At 40.2% G+C, this 18659-nt stretch carries 15 protein-coding genes and 1 riboswitch; of the genes, 9 read left to right on the forward strand and 6 right to left on the reverse strand.

The genetic code is table 11. The annotated features are described in order from the left end of the window. The first annotated feature begins 1 nt into the window (after position 1). From B4G94_RS21420 to B4G94_RS21445, 6 genes are all read left to right on the forward strand, one after another. Positions 2 to 925: a hypothetical protein gene (locus B4G94_RS21420; RefSeq protein ID WP_286861825.1), complete on the forward strand. Its 924-nt coding sequence runs from the start codon at positions 2 to 4 to the stop codon at positions 923 to 925. Between the two features lie 77 nt (positions 926 to 1002). Continuing rightward, positions 1003 to 1524 (forward strand): 30S ribosomal protein S16, encoded by a 522-nt coding sequence (locus B4G94_RS21425; protein WP_108634790.1) that lies wholly within the window; start codon positions 1003 to 1005, stop codon positions 1522 to 1524. Positions 1525 to 1753: 229 nt separating this feature from the next. After that, positions 1754 to 2278 (forward strand): ribosome maturation factor RimM, encoded by a 525-nt coding sequence (gene rimM / locus B4G94_RS21430; protein ID WP_286861827.1) that lies wholly within the window; start codon positions 1754 to 1756, stop codon positions 2276 to 2278. Positions 2279 to 2539: 261 nt separating this feature from the next. Then, complete coding sequence (locus tag B4G94_RS21435; RefSeq protein WP_286861829.1) at positions 2540 to 3391, forward strand: hypothetical protein; 852 nt, start codon at positions 2540 to 2542, stop codon at positions 3389 to 3391. Positions 3392 to 3492: 101 nt separating this feature from the next. Continuing rightward, positions 3493 to 3595, forward strand: a riboswitch (SAM riboswitch). A gap of 71 nt (positions 3596 to 3666) precedes the next feature. Further along, positions 3667 to 4623, forward strand: coding sequence for a methylenetetrahydrofolate reductase (locus tag B4G94_RS21440; RefSeq protein WP_286861830.1), 957 nt, complete (start codon positions 3667 to 3669; stop codon positions 4621 to 4623). Positions 4624 to 4927: 304 nt separating this feature from the next. Beyond that, on the forward strand, positions 4928 to 7957 hold the full coding sequence (locus tag B4G94_RS21445) for a DUF2723 domain-containing protein (RefSeq protein ID WP_286861831.1): 3030 nt from the start codon (positions 4928 to 4930) through the stop codon (positions 7955 to 7957). Between the two features lie 66 nt (positions 7958 to 8023). On the opposite strand, the gene B4G94_RS21450 is transcribed toward B4G94_RS21445, so the two are convergent. The 5 genes from B4G94_RS21450 to B4G94_RS21470 all read right to left on the reverse strand — a co-directional run bounded on the left by B4G94_RS21450 (position 8024) and on the right by B4G94_RS21470 (position 13583). Continuing rightward, the gene (locus B4G94_RS21450) at positions 8024 to 8689 is read right to left on the reverse strand and encodes an OmpW/AlkL family protein (protein WP_286861834.1); all 666 of its coding nucleotides are present in this window, start codon (positions 8687 to 8689) and stop codon (positions 8024 to 8026) included. Positions 8690 to 8961: 272 nt separating this feature from the next. After that, positions 8962 to 10632, reverse strand: a complete 1671-nt coding sequence (locus B4G94_RS21455) for a glutamine--tRNA ligase/YqeY domain fusion protein (protein ID WP_286861836.1) — start codon at positions 10630 to 10632, stop codon at positions 8962 to 8964. Positions 10633 to 10803: 171 nt separating this feature from the next. Then, positions 10804 to 11451 (reverse strand): carbonic anhydrase, encoded by a 648-nt coding sequence (locus B4G94_RS21460; RefSeq protein WP_108634797.1) that lies wholly within the window; start codon positions 11449 to 11451, stop codon positions 10804 to 10806. A gap of 79 nt (positions 11452 to 11530) precedes the next feature. Then, positions 11531 to 13066, reverse strand: a complete 1536-nt coding sequence (locus B4G94_RS21465; RefSeq protein WP_286861839.1) for a SulP family inorganic anion transporter — start codon at positions 13064 to 13066, stop codon at positions 11531 to 11533. 181 nt (positions 13067 to 13247) lie between these two features. Further along, positions 13248 to 13583, reverse strand: coding sequence for a hypothetical protein (locus B4G94_RS21470; protein ID WP_223581658.1), 336 nt, complete (start codon positions 13581 to 13583; stop codon positions 13248 to 13250). Between the two features lie 169 nt (positions 13584 to 13752). Between B4G94_RS21470 and B4G94_RS21475 the strand changes: the two genes are divergently transcribed. The 3 genes from B4G94_RS21475 (at position 13753) to B4G94_RS21485 (ending at position 17187) form a co-directional block, all read left to right on the forward strand. Then, positions 13753 to 15294: a helicase HerA-like domain-containing protein gene (locus B4G94_RS21475; protein ID WP_286861842.1), complete on the forward strand. Its 1542-nt coding sequence runs from the start codon at positions 13753 to 13755 to the stop codon at positions 15292 to 15294. 133 nt (positions 15295 to 15427) lie between these two features. Next, positions 15428 to 16339, forward strand: coding sequence for a sugar phosphate nucleotidyltransferase (locus tag B4G94_RS21480; RefSeq protein ID WP_286861844.1), 912 nt, complete (start codon positions 15428 to 15430; stop codon positions 16337 to 16339). Between the two features lie 170 nt (positions 16340 to 16509). Beyond that, a complete protein-coding gene (locus B4G94_RS21485) occupies positions 16510 to 17187 on the forward strand; it encodes a TIGR02117 family protein (protein ID WP_286861846.1) in 678 nt (225 codons plus the stop codon). Positions 17188 to 17331: 144 nt separating this feature from the next. Here the strand turns inward: B4G94_RS21485 and dnaK are convergent. Beyond that, positions 17332 to 18659 (reverse strand): molecular chaperone DnaK (gene dnaK / locus B4G94_RS21490; protein WP_286861848.1); only part of this gene is annotated, 1328 nt, incomplete at its 5' end.

Here is an 18659-nt window from a genome sequence, read left to right on the forward strand (position 1 = left end):
TATGAAATATATAGTGGGCGCCCTTCTGTTATCCTGTGCCTTTAATTATTCCTGTAAAAAAGATGGATCTGAAAAGGATAATACTCGACTTGTCTTATTTAAAAGTGCGACGCAATTTAATTCAGATATAAGTCAAAGTAGCTATGAGTTTCAATATGATGCCCAAGGTCGGGTAACAAAAGTGAATGAGCAACAGTTCCATTATGGGGCAAATGGGCGAGTCGATTATTCGCGTATTGCGCTCCAGGATAAAACGGACGGAATTGAACGGAAGAAGATCGTGCGTTTAAGCTATCATTGGGATGAACAGAATCGTCTGAAGAGTGTATTTGTTGACAGTTTGTACAATAAGAACTCGCCGATTAAAGATGGAATAAGCACCGGCGGCGCCGAATCACTTATTAAAGATAAATTATTAACAAGCTATTCTTATACTTCGAACATGCCTGTACCCTCCAAAATTGTCTATCGGAAACTGGAGAAATTCTATGAGCAAATTGGAGATGAGCAGGAGTTGACTTTTGCCTATAATGTCGATAATATCCAAAAGCTAAAAAGCTTTCTATATTTATCGCCGCTTTTCAATATTTCCGGAGACCCTAGACTTGAATTCACGTTATTCTCCTTTTTTCAATATTCCACTACAATAAATCCTCTTTATCCTATTTACAAACAAATGGGTTTTAATCCGATTGATATTAATCAGGTTGTGTCCAAGAATTTGGAAAATGCTTTTTTCTCTACCTCGGTTCAGGGAAAGACCAATCAAGAAATGCAGCCGGATTGGACAAAGAAAACAGCTGTAAGAATTACCTTGGGTGTTGACGGCAAAGCTAGTGCAATGAGTTATGTTGTAAAAGGAGATATTCAGGATGTTAAGGATGTCATTTTCAGCGAAGTTTTATTAAATTATGTCTATGAATAGAAAAAAATAACTATCTTTGCATCCCCTCTAGTATGAAGCTCGGGGGATATGTTGAATACATAAAATAAAATTAAGAAATGGCAACTAAAATCAGATTGCAAAGACATGGTAAAAAAGGACGTCCTTTTTACCACGTAGTCGTAGCGGATTCTCGCGCTCCACGTGATGGTAAATTCATCGAACGTATTGGTTCTTACAACCCAAACACAAATCCTGCAACTATCGTTTTGGATTTTGAAAAAGCTTTGGATTGGATGAATAAAGGTGCTCAACCTACTGACACAGCTCGTGCTATCCTTTCTTACAAAGGTGTTCTTTACAAAAAACACTTACAAGGTGGTGTGAAAAAAGGTGCTTTTGATGAAACTGCTGCTGAAGCTAAATTCACTGCTTGGACTGAAGCTAACGAAGCTAGAATCTCTGGTAAAAAAGATGGTTTAGCGCAATCTAAAGCTGATGCTAAAAAAGCTGCTTTAGCTGCTGAGGCGAAGAAAAAAGAAGAAAAAGCTGCTGCTGTAGCTGCTAAAAATGCTCCTGTAGCAGAAGAACCTGCTGCTGAAGAGACTGAAGCTCCTGCATCAGAAGAAACTGAAGGTTAATTCTTTCATAAAGTATTCGAGAAAGCCGACTCAATCTTGAGCCGGCTTTTTTTAATAAACTTGTTTATGGGTTAAGATGTGATGCTGATTGCGCTGGTCCAAAATAGTGAGCGGGCCATACCATTATATCTTCATTCAAAAAAATGAAAATTAAACAGATGCTCAATATATAGCGAAGCTGATCAAAATAGCATCTCAATACTAATATCTCAAAACGCAATACTACCAAATGACTGTCGATCAAAGTTTTTATATAGGCTACATCAGCAAAACGAGAGGTCTTAAAGGCGAAATACAATTGTTTTTCGAATTTGAAGACTACGAAAGCCTGCATATGGATGTCGTTTTCCTGGAGGTCAACAAAAAGCTTGTGCCCTATTTTATCGATGCTATAAAACTGCAGAAAAATAGTACGGCCTACGTGACATTTGAAGATGTCGATCACATCGATAAGGCACAGGCACTTGTCCGCAAAAAGGTTTATCTGCCCAATGATAAAATGCCAGAACGTGATCCAGATGATTTTAGATATACGGATTTAATTGGCTTTTTGGTGATCGACGAAACTCATGGTGAACTGGGAGAAATTACGGATGTACAGGAATTTCCACAGCAATTCGTCGCTACAGTTGATATGAATGGTAAAGAATTGATGTTTCCGCTATCCGATGATTTAATCTTAGGAATAGATGGCGAAGAAGAGATTATTGAAGTTACATTGCCTGAAGGGCTAGTTGATCTCTATAAAGAATAAGAGAGGCGATCTTAGCTTAAATCCGTTGTCCAGATCGGGATTTAAGCGTATTGCTTGATTCGCGTAAATATTAACAAAGCAGGTTCAAATTCGTAAGCGAAGTTTTGAAACTGCTTTTGTTTCATTGGGTTAAGGTCACAAAAGTATTTGATTTTATTGGCGGAATTCACTTGTTGAAATGATCTGGTATATCTTACTTTGGGGGATTTTGAGTATATTGGTACTAAATAATCAATATATTGACCATATTAAATGATCGTTTTGAGACCATTATTGATCCTTATTTTAACGCTATTTTTGTCCTCCTGCGTTTTTCTGGGAAGGGATAAGGAGTTCCCTGACGGAAATTACCAGGTTATCTGCGGTTATACCAATGAGGTTTATTTAAAGGCTAAAGCCGATAATCCGCCAAATGTTGAGCCTGATGCCCGTTGTGATCATCCGCTTTATTATCGTTCCTTTCTTTCCCTTCAGGATAAAGAACATTTTGTCCTCGCCATAGACGATATCCTGTTGTATGGTAAATATGCATTTAACGGGAGTAAGCTTGAGCTTATAGATGCTACAAAGGGAAAACTATCCTTGGATATTATCCGGATGAAAAAGGATTTTGTGCAGTTGAAAGGTGATTTCTCTGCGTTTAATTCCGCTCATTTGCCAAATACCGAGCGACTGTACATCAATTTCGAATTGGACAAGACACCCATTCGGGAGCAGCCCAGTAAATTTGATAGCGGAATCAATCTTTGGCGTAATATTCCAACAAGAGCTGAGAATGACCAAGAGATAAAGAGCCGTGCATTGAATTTTTTAGATTATTCGATTGCCTATTTTCAGCACATTTCTAATTCTGGCGTTCATAATGATTACAAGATAGACGGAGTTGAGTCGCCGATTACCTATGCCCAAAATGGAATTGTATTAAAGGAATGGAAAGATGTTCCTGTCTCGTGGAAGGAGCTGTTTTACAATGAGGAAAATGCAATGGTCGCCTATAAATATTTGCTAGCTGGATTTAAGTATGGACAAAAGGAGAAGTATAGCGTGACGGGGTTGCTATTAATTACATTTTATTTGAAGAATTTGCGTAACTCACTATCAACTTTGGGATAAATTACATCGATAAAGCCGGGAGCAAGACAGCTTTATCGATGTAATTTATAGATTTTCGAAAAATATTTTTGTTGTTTGGTTTTTTAAAACGATATTAGCAACGCTTATAGAGAAAGGCCGAGGGACTAGACCCAGTGAAGCCTTAGCAACCTGTATTGTTCAAGGTGCTAAATTCTACCCTGCTCCATGTGGGAAAGATAAGTTACATGCAGATAGACATATCCTCGACTTGTGCGTTTCGATGTAAGCCAACCCAAACTTAAAACAGTTTTTTAATGAAGATTACCGATCATATCCAGAATGCTAAAGGAAAAACATTGTTTTCTTTTGAGCTATTGCCTCCTGCAAAGGGACAGGGCATCCAAAGTATTTTTAAAACAATGGATGAGCTGATGGAATTTAAACCGCCTTTTATAGATGTAACTTATCATCGTGAAGATTACATTTATAAGGAACATGCTGGCGGGTTATTGGAGCGAGTATCCTATCGCAAACGACCGGGCACAGTGGCGATATGTGCTGCTATCATGAATAAGTATAAGGTAGATGCAGTGCCGCATCTGATATGTGGTGGCTTTACCAAAGAGGAAACAGAAAATGCTTTGATTGACCTGAATTTCTTGGGTATCGACAATGTGTTGGTGCTGCGAGGTGATGCGCGCAAAGGAGATGCTGATTTTATTCCAACTGAAGGTGGTCACGCTTTTGCTACGGATCTATTGGAACAGGTCACGGATATGAATAAGGGGAAGTATCTCCACGAAGATATTATTACATCTGAAAAAACTGATTTTTGTATCGGAGTAGCCGGATATCCGGAGAAACATTTTGAATCACCTAATTTCAATACGGACTTTAAATACCTGAAACAAAAAGTCGATATGGGGGCGGAATTTATCGTGACGCAGATGTTCTTTAATGTAGAAAAATACAAGGAATTTGTGACCAAATGCCGCGACAACGGAATTCATGTGCCTATTATCCCGGGGCTCAAACCCTTGACGACAAAAAAACAGTTGGTCACATTGCCACGAATTTTCCATTTGGATATTCCGGAGGAATTGAGTGATGCAGTTGCATCATGTAAAACCAATGCTGATGTGAGGCAAGTAGGTGAAGAATGGCTTGTACAGCAATGTCAGGAACTGATCAAATTTGGTGCGCCAGTGTTGCATTTTTACACCATGAGTAATCCCGGCCCAACCAAAAAGATTGTTGAAAAATTAGTCTAAAAATATAAATAGAGCGAGGGAAGAGTCCCTCGCTTTTTTATTAAAACTATAGTAGAAATACGTCTATGTCTCTGTGAAACGAATTTCTGTCCATCCGATTGTCGCCTGTCGTGCATAGCGGGCGGATGTTGGCATCACTTCCCTTTAAAAAACTGTATTTCTCTTTTCATTATAGAAGCAGCGTCCTCAGAAAAATATTTTTATTAAATCATGATGTTAAATAGTGTTAATTAACATTTTTAAATCGAGATAACTCTTTAATTTAAAGTACTAAAAGGAATAAAGATTTATACCAATTGACCTTATGGCGTACAATAAATTAAATAATCTATTCGGTTTGACCTGTGGCCTTATTGCCACGCTTGTCTACATTGCTACCGTTGAAAAGACCGTAAGCTGGTGGGACTGTGGTGAATTTATTGCCTGTGCCTACAAACTTGAGGTGGCCCATCAGCCCGGTGCACCTTTATTTTTGCTTATTCAGAATGTTTTTTCCAATCTCGCACTCGGTAACGTCGGAAAGATAGCCTACTGGATGAATATTGGTTCGGCGATCTGTAGTGGTTTGACCGTGGTATTTCTGTTTTGGACAATCACTGCTATAGCCAAGAAAATTTTGAAGAAGCCACAGCAGCCTACTTTCTCCTACTACCTACAGCTTTTCGCTGCAGGGACAGTCGGGGCAATGGCTTTCAGCTTCAGTGATACATTTTGGTATTCCGCTGTGGAATCTGAAGTGTACGCGATGTCCTCGCTTTGTACGGCAGTGGTTTTCTGGGCAATTTTCAAATGGGAAGCGCGGGCAGATCAGCATGGAAGCGACCGCTGGTTGATTTTTATTGCTTTTGTCATGGGACTTTCGATCGGAGTGCACCTATTGAATCTGTTGGCTATTCCAGCCATAGCCATGGTGGTCTATTTTAAAAGGACTTCGCAAATTAATCTGAAAGGTGTTTTAACGGCATTTTTATTAGGCTTGTTGGTTTTGGCAGCAATTCTTTGGGGTGTCATTCAGTGGTTGGTAGGTTTTGCTTCCAAAATAGACCTGTTATTTGTGAATTCACTCGGACTGGGGTTTGGGTCTGGAATTCTGTTCTTGTGCGTACTTATCGGTGGCGTCGTTGTATATGGTCTTTTTTATTCGCATAGAAACCGGAAGTATACATTAAACACAGCCTTATTGGTATTTTGTTTTATCCTGTTTGGCTATAGCTCCTATACCATGGTATTGATCCGTGGTAAAGCGAATCCATCCCTCAATAATAATGCACCAGATAATGTCTTTTCGTTTTTGGGTTACTTGGGACGGGAACAATACACACGGGAACCTTTGGTGAAAGGGCCTTATTACGATTCGAAAGCTGTGGACATAGAAAATAAAACCAGTTATCGGAAAGATGAGTCCAATTACACGGCATTTACCCAGGTGGATAAGTATGATTTTGATCGAGAAACATTTTTTCCCCGTATTTATAGCCAGGATGCAAATCATCAAGCTTACTATAGAAGTTATCTCAAGTTAAAAGACGGTGAAAAGCCGCAATTCTCCGATAACTTTAAGTTTTTCTTTCATTTTCAATTGGGCGAAATGTATGCACGTTATTTCTTATGGAATTTTGCTGGAAGACAGAATGATAAACAGGGTTATGGAACATATACCGATGGGAATTGGCTTTCAGGATTGAAGCTATTGGACAATTGGCGTCTTGGCGGACAATATGACCTTTCGGAATCACAGCAAAATGATCCCAGCCGAAATACGTATTTTTTCCTTCCCTTATTATTAGGTATAGTAGGAGCGATTTGGTTATACAAACACAATAAGCCCTACACTTTGGTGTTAACATTGTTATTCGTCTTTACGGGTATAGCGATTGTCGTGTATCTCAACCAGACACCATTACAACCCCGTGAACGTGATTATGCTTATGCGGGATCCTTTTATGCTTTTGCTATTTGGATCGGGCTTGGCGCAATAGCATTGGTGCGCTTTTTTAAGCGTTTCCTTCATACCCGTTATGCTTTAGCTACAGGGGTATCTTTTGCACTTTTGGGAGGACCGATTATTCTGGTACATCAGAACTGGGATGATCATAATCGTTCCGAAAAATCCCTGGCGCGGGATGTTGCGCGCAATTACCTTGAAACCTGTGCGCCGAATGCGATTTTGTTTACCTATGGCGATCATGATACCTTTCCGTTATGGTATTTGCAGGAGGTTGAAGGTGTTCGTCCCGACGTAAGAATAGTTGTACTGAGTTACTTAACGGGTGATTGGTACATGCAGCAGGTTAAGAAACCAACTTATCAGGCTGCGGGACTTCCAATAACGATACCTGCAGAAAAAACAAAAAAGGGTATTCGGGATTATATCCCTTTCGTTGATCGACAGTTGAATGCTGCGGTTGACATCCAACAATTATTGCAATTTGTTACTTCTGATAATCCAGATTATAAAGTTCAGCTGAATTCGGGAAATCTGGAGAATTACTTTCCGTCTAAGAAGGTTAGATTGGCTATTGATAAAGCTGAGGTGTTGAAAAAGAACGCCGTACCAACCTATTTACAACATGCAGTTGTTTCGACAATGGAATGGGAAATCCCCGGGGATCATTTAAGTCGATCAGATTTGACTTTGCTTTCCCTTCTTGAAAATAATCATTGGGATCGACCGATCTATTTTTCAAATATGCTGCCCGGTGATATTAAGCTAGGGCTGGATAAATATCTTGTCAATGAAGGATTTGCTTCAAGGCTAATGCCGGTCGCTGCTACCAGTGAACAGCAAACGAATGCTGAGGAAATACCTGCTTTGGTCAACGTCGAAGCATTATATGATAATATCATGCATAAATATCATTGGGGAAATGTCAAAAATGCAACTTATTTGGATACGGATTCCTTTCGCTTCTCGAGTATGTATGCGCGGGATATTTTTGGAAAGACAGCACGGTTACTGTTGGAAAAAGGACAGGTTAAACAAGCTGGTGAAGTGGCCAAGAAAGCATATGACCAATTGCCGGATCGTGTATATGCGATGTCAGATGCGATTAACTATGCGGATATCATTGACAGCTTATACCGTTCTGGACAAGGACACCTGGCCGGAAATATCGTAGACAGAAACTTGGACTATGTTTCACAAAATATGGACTATTTACACCAATTGGTATTAGATAAAAAAAATCTAGGCTTTGAATGGAGCGATATGCAGACGGCATTGGACTCAGTAGATCGTTATCGAGATATCTTATTGGCGGCCAAAGATAGCAAACGACTGGCGCGTGTCGAGGGGTTGAGAAAGCAGTATCAGCAATGGTATGGTATTGAGTAGAAATTCAGAGACACCTTTTGAACGATCAGAAGGTGCCTCATTTTATATAGGGAGTTTAAAGAAATACTAGAACTTCATGCCGAATCCGATCCCCAAAAGAAAGGGGTTGATATCAACTTTCGCCGGTATTGATAAGTTCGGAGCCAAGTTGGACGCATCCACTTGAACATCTGTCTTCAAGAGAATATACTTAGCATCCAAATTCAGAAAATATTTTTCTGAAAGCTTGACATCAATACCGAGTTGTGTGGCAAATCCAAACGTATTATCATACTTTACGTTTTTTACCGTGGGACCCTCATTTGCGCTATAGAAAATTGTATAGTTTATCCCTGCACCTACATAGGGCCTGAGGTCTCCATCCGGAAGAAAATGATATTGCGCTGTCAAGGTCGGAGGCAGGAGCCATACACTACCTAAATCTACGTTTGCGGAGGTGTTACCTCCTATGGCACTTAAGTTGGAGCCAACGGTATTGACCTTGTGTTTGCTTGTTCCTAAAATCAACTCCGCGGCGATATTTTTGGTAAAGAAATAAGTGAAATCTAGTTCTGGGATAAATTTTGTGTTGATCGCAATGTCGCCACCAATAGTACTGATATTGGCCGATTCGTTGGGCATTACCGCGACTCCTCTAAGACGCATCTGCCAGCGTTGCTCAGGACTGTTCTGTGCCTGTAAATTTAAAGCACCGAGTGTAAGTGCAAAAGCAAGAAATAGTAACTTTTTCATATCGTTAATGGTATTTGTTTGCTGTAAAACTATTTGTTTTAGGGCATTGCGTGAATGACGATAATCAAGTTAAAAACTGAATGAAATAATTTACAGCTTGGCAGAAAAGATGTACCTTTATCATTTGCTGTTCTTCTAAATGTGGACAAGCGGTGTTGTCTGTGTATGTTTAGAAAGAGAGAGGGCAGATTTGGGTGGTAGGTTGTTTTATGATATAAAAAGCAAAGGGTCGGAATTGTTTCCGACCCTTTGCTTTTTATTGTTTGGTTTACTTAACCATTTTTCTTTACTTCTTTTCCCCAGGAATCTTTCAACGTCACTGTACGGTTAAAGACCAGATGTGCTGGAGTCGAATGTGTGTCTAACGTAAAGTAACCTAAACGTATAAATTGATAACCTTTACCAGGAGTGGCGTTCGCTAAGTCCGGCTCGATATAGGCACGTTCTACCACATGTAAACTTGCTGGGTTGATAGATTCTTTGAAATTTTCAGCTGCAGCTGGATTTTCATCATTGAACAACCTGTCATATAATCTTACTTCGGCTTCCTTTGCATGCGGAACAGAAATCCAATGGATTGTTCCTTTTACTTTTAGTCCGGAAGTATCCTCACCAGATTTTGAATTAGGGACGTAAGTACAATGTACTTCTGTTACCTTTCCATTTTCATCTTTGACGAAATCGTTACAGGTAACGATATAAGCGTGTTTTAGACGAACTGAAAGCCCAGGGCCAAGACGGAAGAATTTTTTTGGAGCATCTTCCATAAAATCTTCGCGCTCTATCCATAGTTCTTTGGAAAAAGGTATGATCCTGTGGCCTTCACCACCTTCAACTTCAGGGTTATTTTCACCGACTAAATCTTCTACTTGACCATCTGGATAGTTTGTGATCACTAATTTAATCGGATCGAGAACAGCCATTCTACGCCAGGCGGTTTTGTTGAGATCCTCACGGATGCAGAATTCCAATAGACTGACGTCAATCATATTTTCACGCTTTTGAACGCCGATCTTATCGCAGAAGTTACGAATACTCGCGGGAGTATATCCTCTTCTTCTCAAGCCAGAGATAGTTGGCATACGGGGATCATCCCAGCTTTCCACAAACTTATCATTGACCAATTGCAATAGTTTACGTTTGCTCATGACTGTATATGTCATGTTTAAGCGTGCAAATTCATATTGTTTGGAAGGAAAAATTTCCAGCTTTTCAATACACCAATCGTAGAGTGGGCGATGCGGAATAAATTCCAATGTACAGATCGAATGCGTGATTTTCTCAATGGAATCCGATTGGCCGTGGGCAAAATCATACATTGGGTAGATGCACCATTGATTTCCCGTCCGATGATGGTGGGCATGTTTGATGCGGTACAACAATGGATCGCGTAGGTGCATATTTGGACTCGCCAAATCTATTTTTGCACGGAGTACTTTCTCACCATCTTTATATTTTCCTGCTCGCATATCTGCGAATAAGTTCAGATTTTCTGTTATGGACCGGTCGCGGTACGGCGTTGGAATACCCGGTTCTGTCGGGGTACCTTTTGCTGCCGCAATTTCTTCCGCAGTGCTATCGTCCACGTAAGCAAGTCCTTTTTTTATAAGTTCTACAGCATAGCCGTAAAGTGTTTCAAAATAATCTGAAGTATATAATTCTTCTGCCCACTGGAATCCTAGCCATTGAATATCTTTTTTGATGCTTTCAACATACTCGGTATCCTCAGTGACAGGATTAGTGTCATCAAAACGTAGATTAGTCTTGCCATTATACTGCTGTGCCAATCCAAAATTTAAACAGATGGATTTGGCGTGACCAATGTGGAGGTAACCATTTGGTTCAGGAGGAAAACGTGTCAATACACGTCCGCCATGTTTTCCTGTACGAAGATCTTCTTCGACAATTTCCTCGATAAAATTTAATGATTTTTCTTCACTCATAATACAAAGTTAATTATTAGAAGCGAGATATTAGCTAGGATATGATAGATATTCAGCTTAGTCTGAGCAGGTAATCAATCGAAAAATACCCGCTATAGTTGCGACTGCTGGCGCAGCGATGATCTGAAATAAAAAAGGGACGAAGATCCGTCCCTTTTTACCGATTTGTTACTATTTGAAAGCGAATACCTTTCCAAGGGATTCATTGCTTGTAAATGTACAACTTTGATCAATCAATTGACCTGTTCCGATATTGATTACCATACCATGCACGGCAAGTGCCTGGCCATTTTTCCATGCATTTTGGATGATGGAAGTAGAACAAAGATTAAAAACCTGTTCTTTGACATTGAGTTCAACTAAACGGTCTACTTTCTTTTCATTCTCTTCGATACCATCAATCTCTTCGCTATGCAAGCGGTATACATCTTTGATGTGGCCAAGCCAGTTATCAATGATACCGTATTGATTGCGGCTTAAAGATGCGGCCACACCACCACAGCCATAGTGTCCAGCTACGATAACATGTTTTACTTTTAACACGTTGACGGCATAATCCAGTACGCTCAATAAACTCATATCTGAGTGGATGACCATATTGGCAATGTTACGGTGTACAAAGACCTCCCCGGGTTTTGTACCAGTCAATTCATTGGCCGGTACACGGCTGTCTGCACAACCAATCCAAAGAATTTCGGGATTTTGACCTTTTGCAAGTTGTTGGAAACGTCCTGTAGTATCATTTTTTACGAAATCCATCCACTCTTTGTTCCCTTTAATAATATTGTCAAATCCTATTTTTAAATCTTTATTTTCCATATTCTCTATTTGCCCAAAGGCGTTTTTTCAATTTTATATTAATACAAATTTCTAAATCTATTGTTTATTTGAAACAACTTTATTTTTTATATACGACCTGTAAAAGCTCGATTTCCTTGCCTTTACTTTTTGCGTTCTGTTCGAAGTCCTTGATGACTTCAATCACGTCCTTGTCGATAAATTTACTGAATGTCCCATCGATACGGATCTTACTTACTGATTTTGGCAAACTATACAGTTTCTGTTGGATAGGGACCTTATTCAGAAATGACACTTCCTCCGCTAATGTGATCACCGCCTTATCTTCTTCGTTGTCTTTTTCGATCTTATACTTAAAGGCATTTTTCATATTTGCCCGTAGGATATAGAATGTAGCCACAACGATTCCGATCCCAACACCCATTAATAGATCTGTCATTACAATAGCTACAATAGTCACGAAAAATGGAATGAATTGATCCAACCCTTTTCGATACATTGAAGAAAATAGACTCGGCTTAGCCAATTTATAGCCTGTGTGCAATAGAATGGCTGCAAGACATGCCAAAGGAATCATATTTAACATAGTCGGAATAGCCAACATGGCAACAAGTAGCCAGATACCATGCATAATGGCTGATTGTCTTGTTTTTCCGCCCGCATTGACATTGGCTGATGAGCGTACAATAACAGAGGTCAATGGCAAACCGCCCAAAAGTCCACTGGTCATATTCCCGATTCCTTGTGCGACTAATTCACGGTTAGTCGGCGTATTACGTTTATAGGGATCAATCTTGTCGACAGCTTCAATGCTCAATAATGTTTCGAGACTGGCGATGATAGCAATGGTAAATGCAGCTATCCAAACATCCTTGTTGACAATCTGTGTGAAATCAGGTAAAGTGAACAGGCCTGTAAATTCAGCAAATGAGCCTACAATTGGAACAAGAACAAACTGTTTGTCAAGTAGCTGAAAGGAAGATCCCTGAAAAAGATAGGCTAAGCCTACGCCAACGATCACAACAACCAATGGTGCCGGTACCTTATTCAATTTAGGAATCGATGGCCAAAAGATTAAGATCGCTAAGGATAGGGCACAGATAATCAATGCGCCAAAATTGATGGCTGAGGCAATGGTGTCAAAATATGCTCCTATACCGTGTCCATTGTCCAATTCAAAAGCGTGTGTTTCAATTAATCCCAATGCCAAAGGGATTTGTTTCATAATAATGGTAATACCGATAGCGGCCAACATACCAACAATAACGGCGGAAGGGAAATAATTTCCGATCATACCCGCCTTTAGAATACCAAGGATCACCTGGACCACACCTGCGATGACAACCGCAAGGAGGAAGGTTTCATAAGCACCCAAGCTCTGAATTGCACCTAGAACAATAACTGTGAGACCTGCAGCCGGTCCACTTACACTGAGTGGTGATTTACTGATTGAAGCAACAACGATTCCACCAATTACACCAGTCAATAATCCTGCAAACAATGGCGCACCTGAGGCCATTGCAATTCCCAAACATAATGGAAGTGCCACCAAAAACACCACAACACTAGCAGGGAAATCATATTTTAAGTCTCTTTTCGAAAGTTTCAGAAAAGCCGACGTACGAGTTCCAAACATAAAATTTGTGTTTATCTGTATAATAAATTTTCTCGAAGCAGCCTATTGCTATAGCAATGGGTACCGATTGAAGGGCACTCGATGCTTTTTGCATTGGCATTATCAGGAAAAATCAATAAGAAGCCGCATACTGGGGTTCAGTATGTGGATAATTTGAATACATCCCATAAGGATGTATTTATTAACAGTTAGGAGGCGGCGTTGGAACCGTAGGATGGAAAGCTAAAATGCTTTTCTCGTTTTTTAGGTAATTCTTTTGTTTTCCTTGGTTCTCAACAATGATTGTTTCGAATACAATGGGTTCGTCAGTTTTTGTATTGAAAAATTTTGAGGCAGTTTCAAGCGTGTCTGTGCTTGCGCCATTGTTGTTCTCGATTTCTATTTGTAAAACAATTTGAAGGATCGTGTTTTGGTCTAAACTATTGGAAAAAATAGGCGATATAGAGATGGCCATCTTTGTAAAAAAGATGATCGCACATAAGAATGCTGCCACAAATCTAAATCTCTTATTTAACATTTTTTAGTACCTTTAATGATATTGTTTTACATGGTAAAAATAGCAATTCTATGTTAATTTCAAATTAAAAGTACATAAAAAATGAAATTTGGCACGAAATTGTGACGAAAAGATTATTTTTTGGAAAATTTTCAATAGTGTTATGAATTATAAATATTAAGCCTTTTCTATGGCAAATAAAGAACAATTTATCGAGAAGGTTCAAGCTTCTTATAACCCCAAGGGGGCTTTTATATATTTGGGAGCTGGTATTTTGAATGGTGAAATTTTAGCCGAAGCAAAGGTCAATCTGGCGCTGAAAATGATGAATCGCCATGGACTGATCGCCGGTGCCACAGGAACAGGAAAAACGCGGACGCTTCAGCTGATTGCTGAGCAGTTATCGGATGCCTCCGTGCCTGTATTTATGCTGGATGTAAAAGGCGATCTTTCTGGTCTTGCCGTCCCCGGTGTTACCAATCAAGCCTTATTGGATCGTGGAAATGCGGTAGGGCTACCCTTTGAACCGGCAAGTTTTCCGGTAGAATTGTATTCGCTGTCGGGGCACAAAGGAATTTCGATGCGAATTACGATAGGTGATTTTGGGCCGGTCTTGTTGGGCCGGATCCTGGAGCTGAATGAAACACAGACCGGCGTTTTGGCGGCCATGTTTAAGTACGCACAGGATCATCAGATGCCATTGATAGACTTTACCGATACCAAGAAATTGTTAACTTATCTCGCTGACGGTCCCGGAAGCGAAGAGATCAAGAACGATTATGGGAAGATCAGTTCAGCAAGTTCGGGGACTATCTTGCGTAAGATCGTCGCTTTGGAACAACAGGGACTTGCTCATATCTTTGGTGAGAAGGAATTTGATATCAATGACTTATTTCAGAAAGTTGACGGCAAGGGTATTATCAGTTTGCTAAATATTTCTGATGTACAGGATCAGCCAGTGCTTTATTCGACTTTTTTATTGAGCTTGCTCGCCCAGCTGTTTAAGAATATGCCCGAAGTAGGGGATCTGGATAAGCCGAAATTGGTGTTTTTCTTTGATGAGGCGCACCTTCTTTTCAACGGAGCTTCCAAAGCCTTTTTAACGCAAGTTGATCAGATTATCCGTCTTATCCGCTCCAAGGGAATCGGTGTGTTTTTCTGTACACAGTCTCCGACAGATGTTCCGGAATCCGTATTGGCGCAATTGGGAAACCGGGTACAACACGCTTTGCGGGCCTTTACACCCAATGATGCCGAAAATCTAAAAAAAACAGTCAAAACCTATCCTAAATCAGACTTTTACGAGATTGATCAGATTTTAACTTCTTTGGGTACCGGCCAGGCCTTAATTACTGTGCTGAATGATAAGGGGATTCCTACGGAAGTGGTGGCGACTCATCTGGTACCTGCCCGGGCTGTGATGGGCCCCGCAGACGATGCGACAATCAATCAGATTATTAATCAGTCAGACCTGAAGGTAAAATATCAGGAAAGACAGGAAAATCGTTCGGCGGCTGAGATGATCGATGAGAAAATGGAGGTCGTGCAACAGGAGGAACAGCGCGCAGCAGCGGAGAAAGAAGCCGCCAAAGCCGACAGGCCAACATCGAGAAGGCAAACACCGTTGGAAGCGGCGCAGCGTACCGCGACAACGACACTTGCACGAGAAGGGGTCAAGCTTTTGGGTAAATTGGCAACAGGGCTATTGAACGCATTCTTAAAGAAGAAATAACACTAATTTTTTAATAATTTTCGTTCCGATAAGCTATTTTTAACAACTGTTTGGCACTTAGCTACATTTGCTTTTAAGGGCAATTTTAGCTAAGTTTGCGGACGAAAAGAAGTTCTATTAACACAATTTAAATATGAGTAAACCAACCCTTTTGATTTTGGCAGCAGGAATGGCTAGCCGGTATGGTTCTTTAAAACAAGTAGATGGTTTTGGCCCACACGGCGAGACAATTATTGACTATTCAATCTATGATGCCATTCGCGCAGGATTTGGAAAAGTGGTATTCATTATCCGGGAAGAATTTCTGGAGAAGATGAAAGACGTTTTTGATAAAAAATTGGAAGGTAAAATAGAAGTAGACTACGCTTTTCAAGATTTTGATTTAACGAAATTTGGCGTGAATCACGTCATTGAAAGAACGAAACCTTGGGGCACAGCACATGCTGTCATGAGCGCTAAGGATAAGGTGAATGAACCATTCTGTGTGATCAATGCAGACGATTTCTATGGTTCGGATTCTTTCGACAAAATGGCCAAGTTTTTAACGACCGAGGTATCAGATCAACAGATGTCATTGATGGGCTTTCAAGTGGGTAATACAATGTCTGATTACGGGTATGTATCTCGCGGTGTCTGCGAAGTTAGTGCTTCTGGACATATGGAAAGTGTTACCGAGCGTACCAACATCTATTACAAAGGTGAGGGCGATGATCGTAAAATTGTTTATGAGGAAAATGGCGTTGAACACGATTTGGACCCACAGACGCGCGTTTCGATGAACTTTTGGGGTTTTACACCAAAAATATTCGAAGTCGCGCAAGCGATGTTCCCTTCTTTTGTTGAGGAAAACAAAGAGAATTTAAAGGCGGAGTTCTTTATCCCTTCGGTTCCAGATTATATGGTGAAACATAAACTGGCCGATTTTAAAGTGATCCCAACTTCATCAAAATGGTTTGGAGTGACTTATAAAGAAGATAAACCTATCGTGCAGGAATCAATTTCTAAATTAGTTGCGGATGGTGTTTATCCAGAGAAGTTATTTTAAGAGCTAGCAGAAATAGCTTATCTTTCACCTGTATTGGCAACAATGCAGGTTTTTTTGTGCCTAATCGAGCAAATGTTGCGAATGGTAGTCGTGTTGTAGGAAATGGAAACACTGGAGTAGCCAAGATTAGACCCACATGTTGGATTATGATAAAAAAGGGAATTATTTAAATGAAAAAAATAGGTAAGGTGTTAGGATATATTATTTTAGGAATTATAGGATTTTGTGTTTTATATATTGTTGCAGAGTATTGTCTGTCGCGACTCTCCGCTTCATCTAAAGAGATCTCTTCAGATCAGACCATTCAGGTGTTTGTCAAATCCAACGGTGTACATACGGATATTGTGTTGCCGATTGTCATGAAAGAGCTGGATTGGTCCAACGTGTTTCCTTATGCCAATACAGTCGGTAAAAAAACGGACTATCGGTATATGGGTATAGGTTGGGGGGATAAGGGGTTTTATTTGGACACACCAGAATGGAAAGATCTTAAGGCATCCACGGCTTTTGTAGCTGCTTTTGGTCTGGGAGAGTCCGCTATGCATGTAACCTATTATAACACTATCGAAGAAGACGATTTGTGCTTTGGATATAAAATAAACGAAAAGCAATATCGTGCACTGGTGAAGTATATCTATGATTCTTTGGACCTGCGTGAGGGGAAGCCTATCTTGGTCGAGACAGATGCGCAATACAATGATGCAGATGCCTTTTATGAAGCTAAAGGTGCTTATAGCATGTTTTACTCTTGTAATACCTGGACAAACTATGCCTTGAAAAAAGCGGATATGCCAGCGGGGATATGGGCGACATTGGACAAGGGCATATTGAGCCACTATCGTAAATAGCAACCGTCTGTTAAGGTTGATACCTAAAAATAGATGATAAAACTTTTTCTTTTCGAAATGTAAAGCTCGAGGTGGCGGGTTTTACAACAAAAAAAGCTCCGAGCTTATACAGGCTCGGAGCTTTTTATTTATCAGGAGGAGTGATTATTTCACTTCTTCGTAATCTACGTCAGTTACGTCATCACCACCTTGTTGGCTTCCGCCTTGTGCTTGACCAGCATCTCCTTGAGGTTGTTGTGCACCGCCTTGAGAAGCTGCGTACATCTCTTCAGAAGCCGCGTTCCAAGCATTTTGCAATTCTTCAGAAGCTGCATCAATATCGGCGAAGTTTTTCGCTTCATATGCCGCTTTTAATTTTGTTAAGCCAGCTTCGATAGGTGCTTTTTTATCTGCTGAAATTTTGTCACCATATTCTTTCAATTGTTTTTCAGTTGAGAAGATCAGGGCGTCAGCTGCATTTACTTTGTCAGCTTCTTCTTTCATTTTTTTATCGGCATCAGCATTTGCTTCAGCTTCTTCTTTCATGCGTTTGATTTCGTCATCAGATAAACCTGAAGATGCTTCAATACGAATGTTTTGCTCTTTACCAGTTGCTTTATCTTTTGCTGACACTTTGATGATACCGTTGGCATCAATGTCAAAAGTAACTTCAATTTGAGGCACTCCACGAGGTGCAGGTGGGATATCGTTCAAATGGAAACGACCGATTGTACGGTTTTGGCTTGCCATTGGACGCTCACCCTGTAAGATGTGGATTTCCACAGATGGTTGGTTGTCTGAAGCTGTCGAGAATGTTTCCGATTTTTTAGTCGGGATAGTTGTATTTGCTTCAATCAATTTAGTCATCACACCACCCATTGTCTCAATACCCAATGAAAGTGGAGTAACATCCAATAATAATACATCTTTTACTTCACCAGTCAAAACACCACCTTGGATTGCAGCACCTAAAGCAACAACTTCGTCAGGGTTTACACCTTTAGAAGGTTCTTTTCCGAAGAATGCTTTTACAGCATCAACGATTGCAGGGATACGCGTAGAACCACCTACTAAGATAATTTCATCGATATCTGATTTGCTGAAACCAGCATTTTTCAATGCAGACTCACAAGGAGCGATTGTTCTCTTGATCAAGTCAGCTGCCAAAGCCTCAAATTTAGCACGTGATAATGTACGAACTAAGTGTTTTGGACCAGTTGCATCTGCAGTAATGTATGGTAAGTTGATTTCAGTAGAAGTTGCACTTGATAATTCAATTTTCGCTTTTTCAGCAGCTTCTTTCAAACGTTGCAATGCCATTGGGTCTTTTTTCAGATCAAAGCCATTGTTTTCATTTTTGAATTCTTCATTCAACCAGTTGATGATCACGTTATCGAAGTCATCACCACCTAAGTGAGTATCACCGTCAGTAGATTTTACTTCAAAGACACCATCACCTAATTCCAATACGGAAACGTCATGTGTACCACCAC

It is taken from the genome of Sphingobacterium sp. UBA7625 (assembly GCF_002484085.1).
Taxonomy (GTDB): Bacteria; Bacteroidota; Bacteroidia; order Sphingobacteriales; family Sphingobacteriaceae; genus Sphingobacterium; species Sphingobacterium athyrii.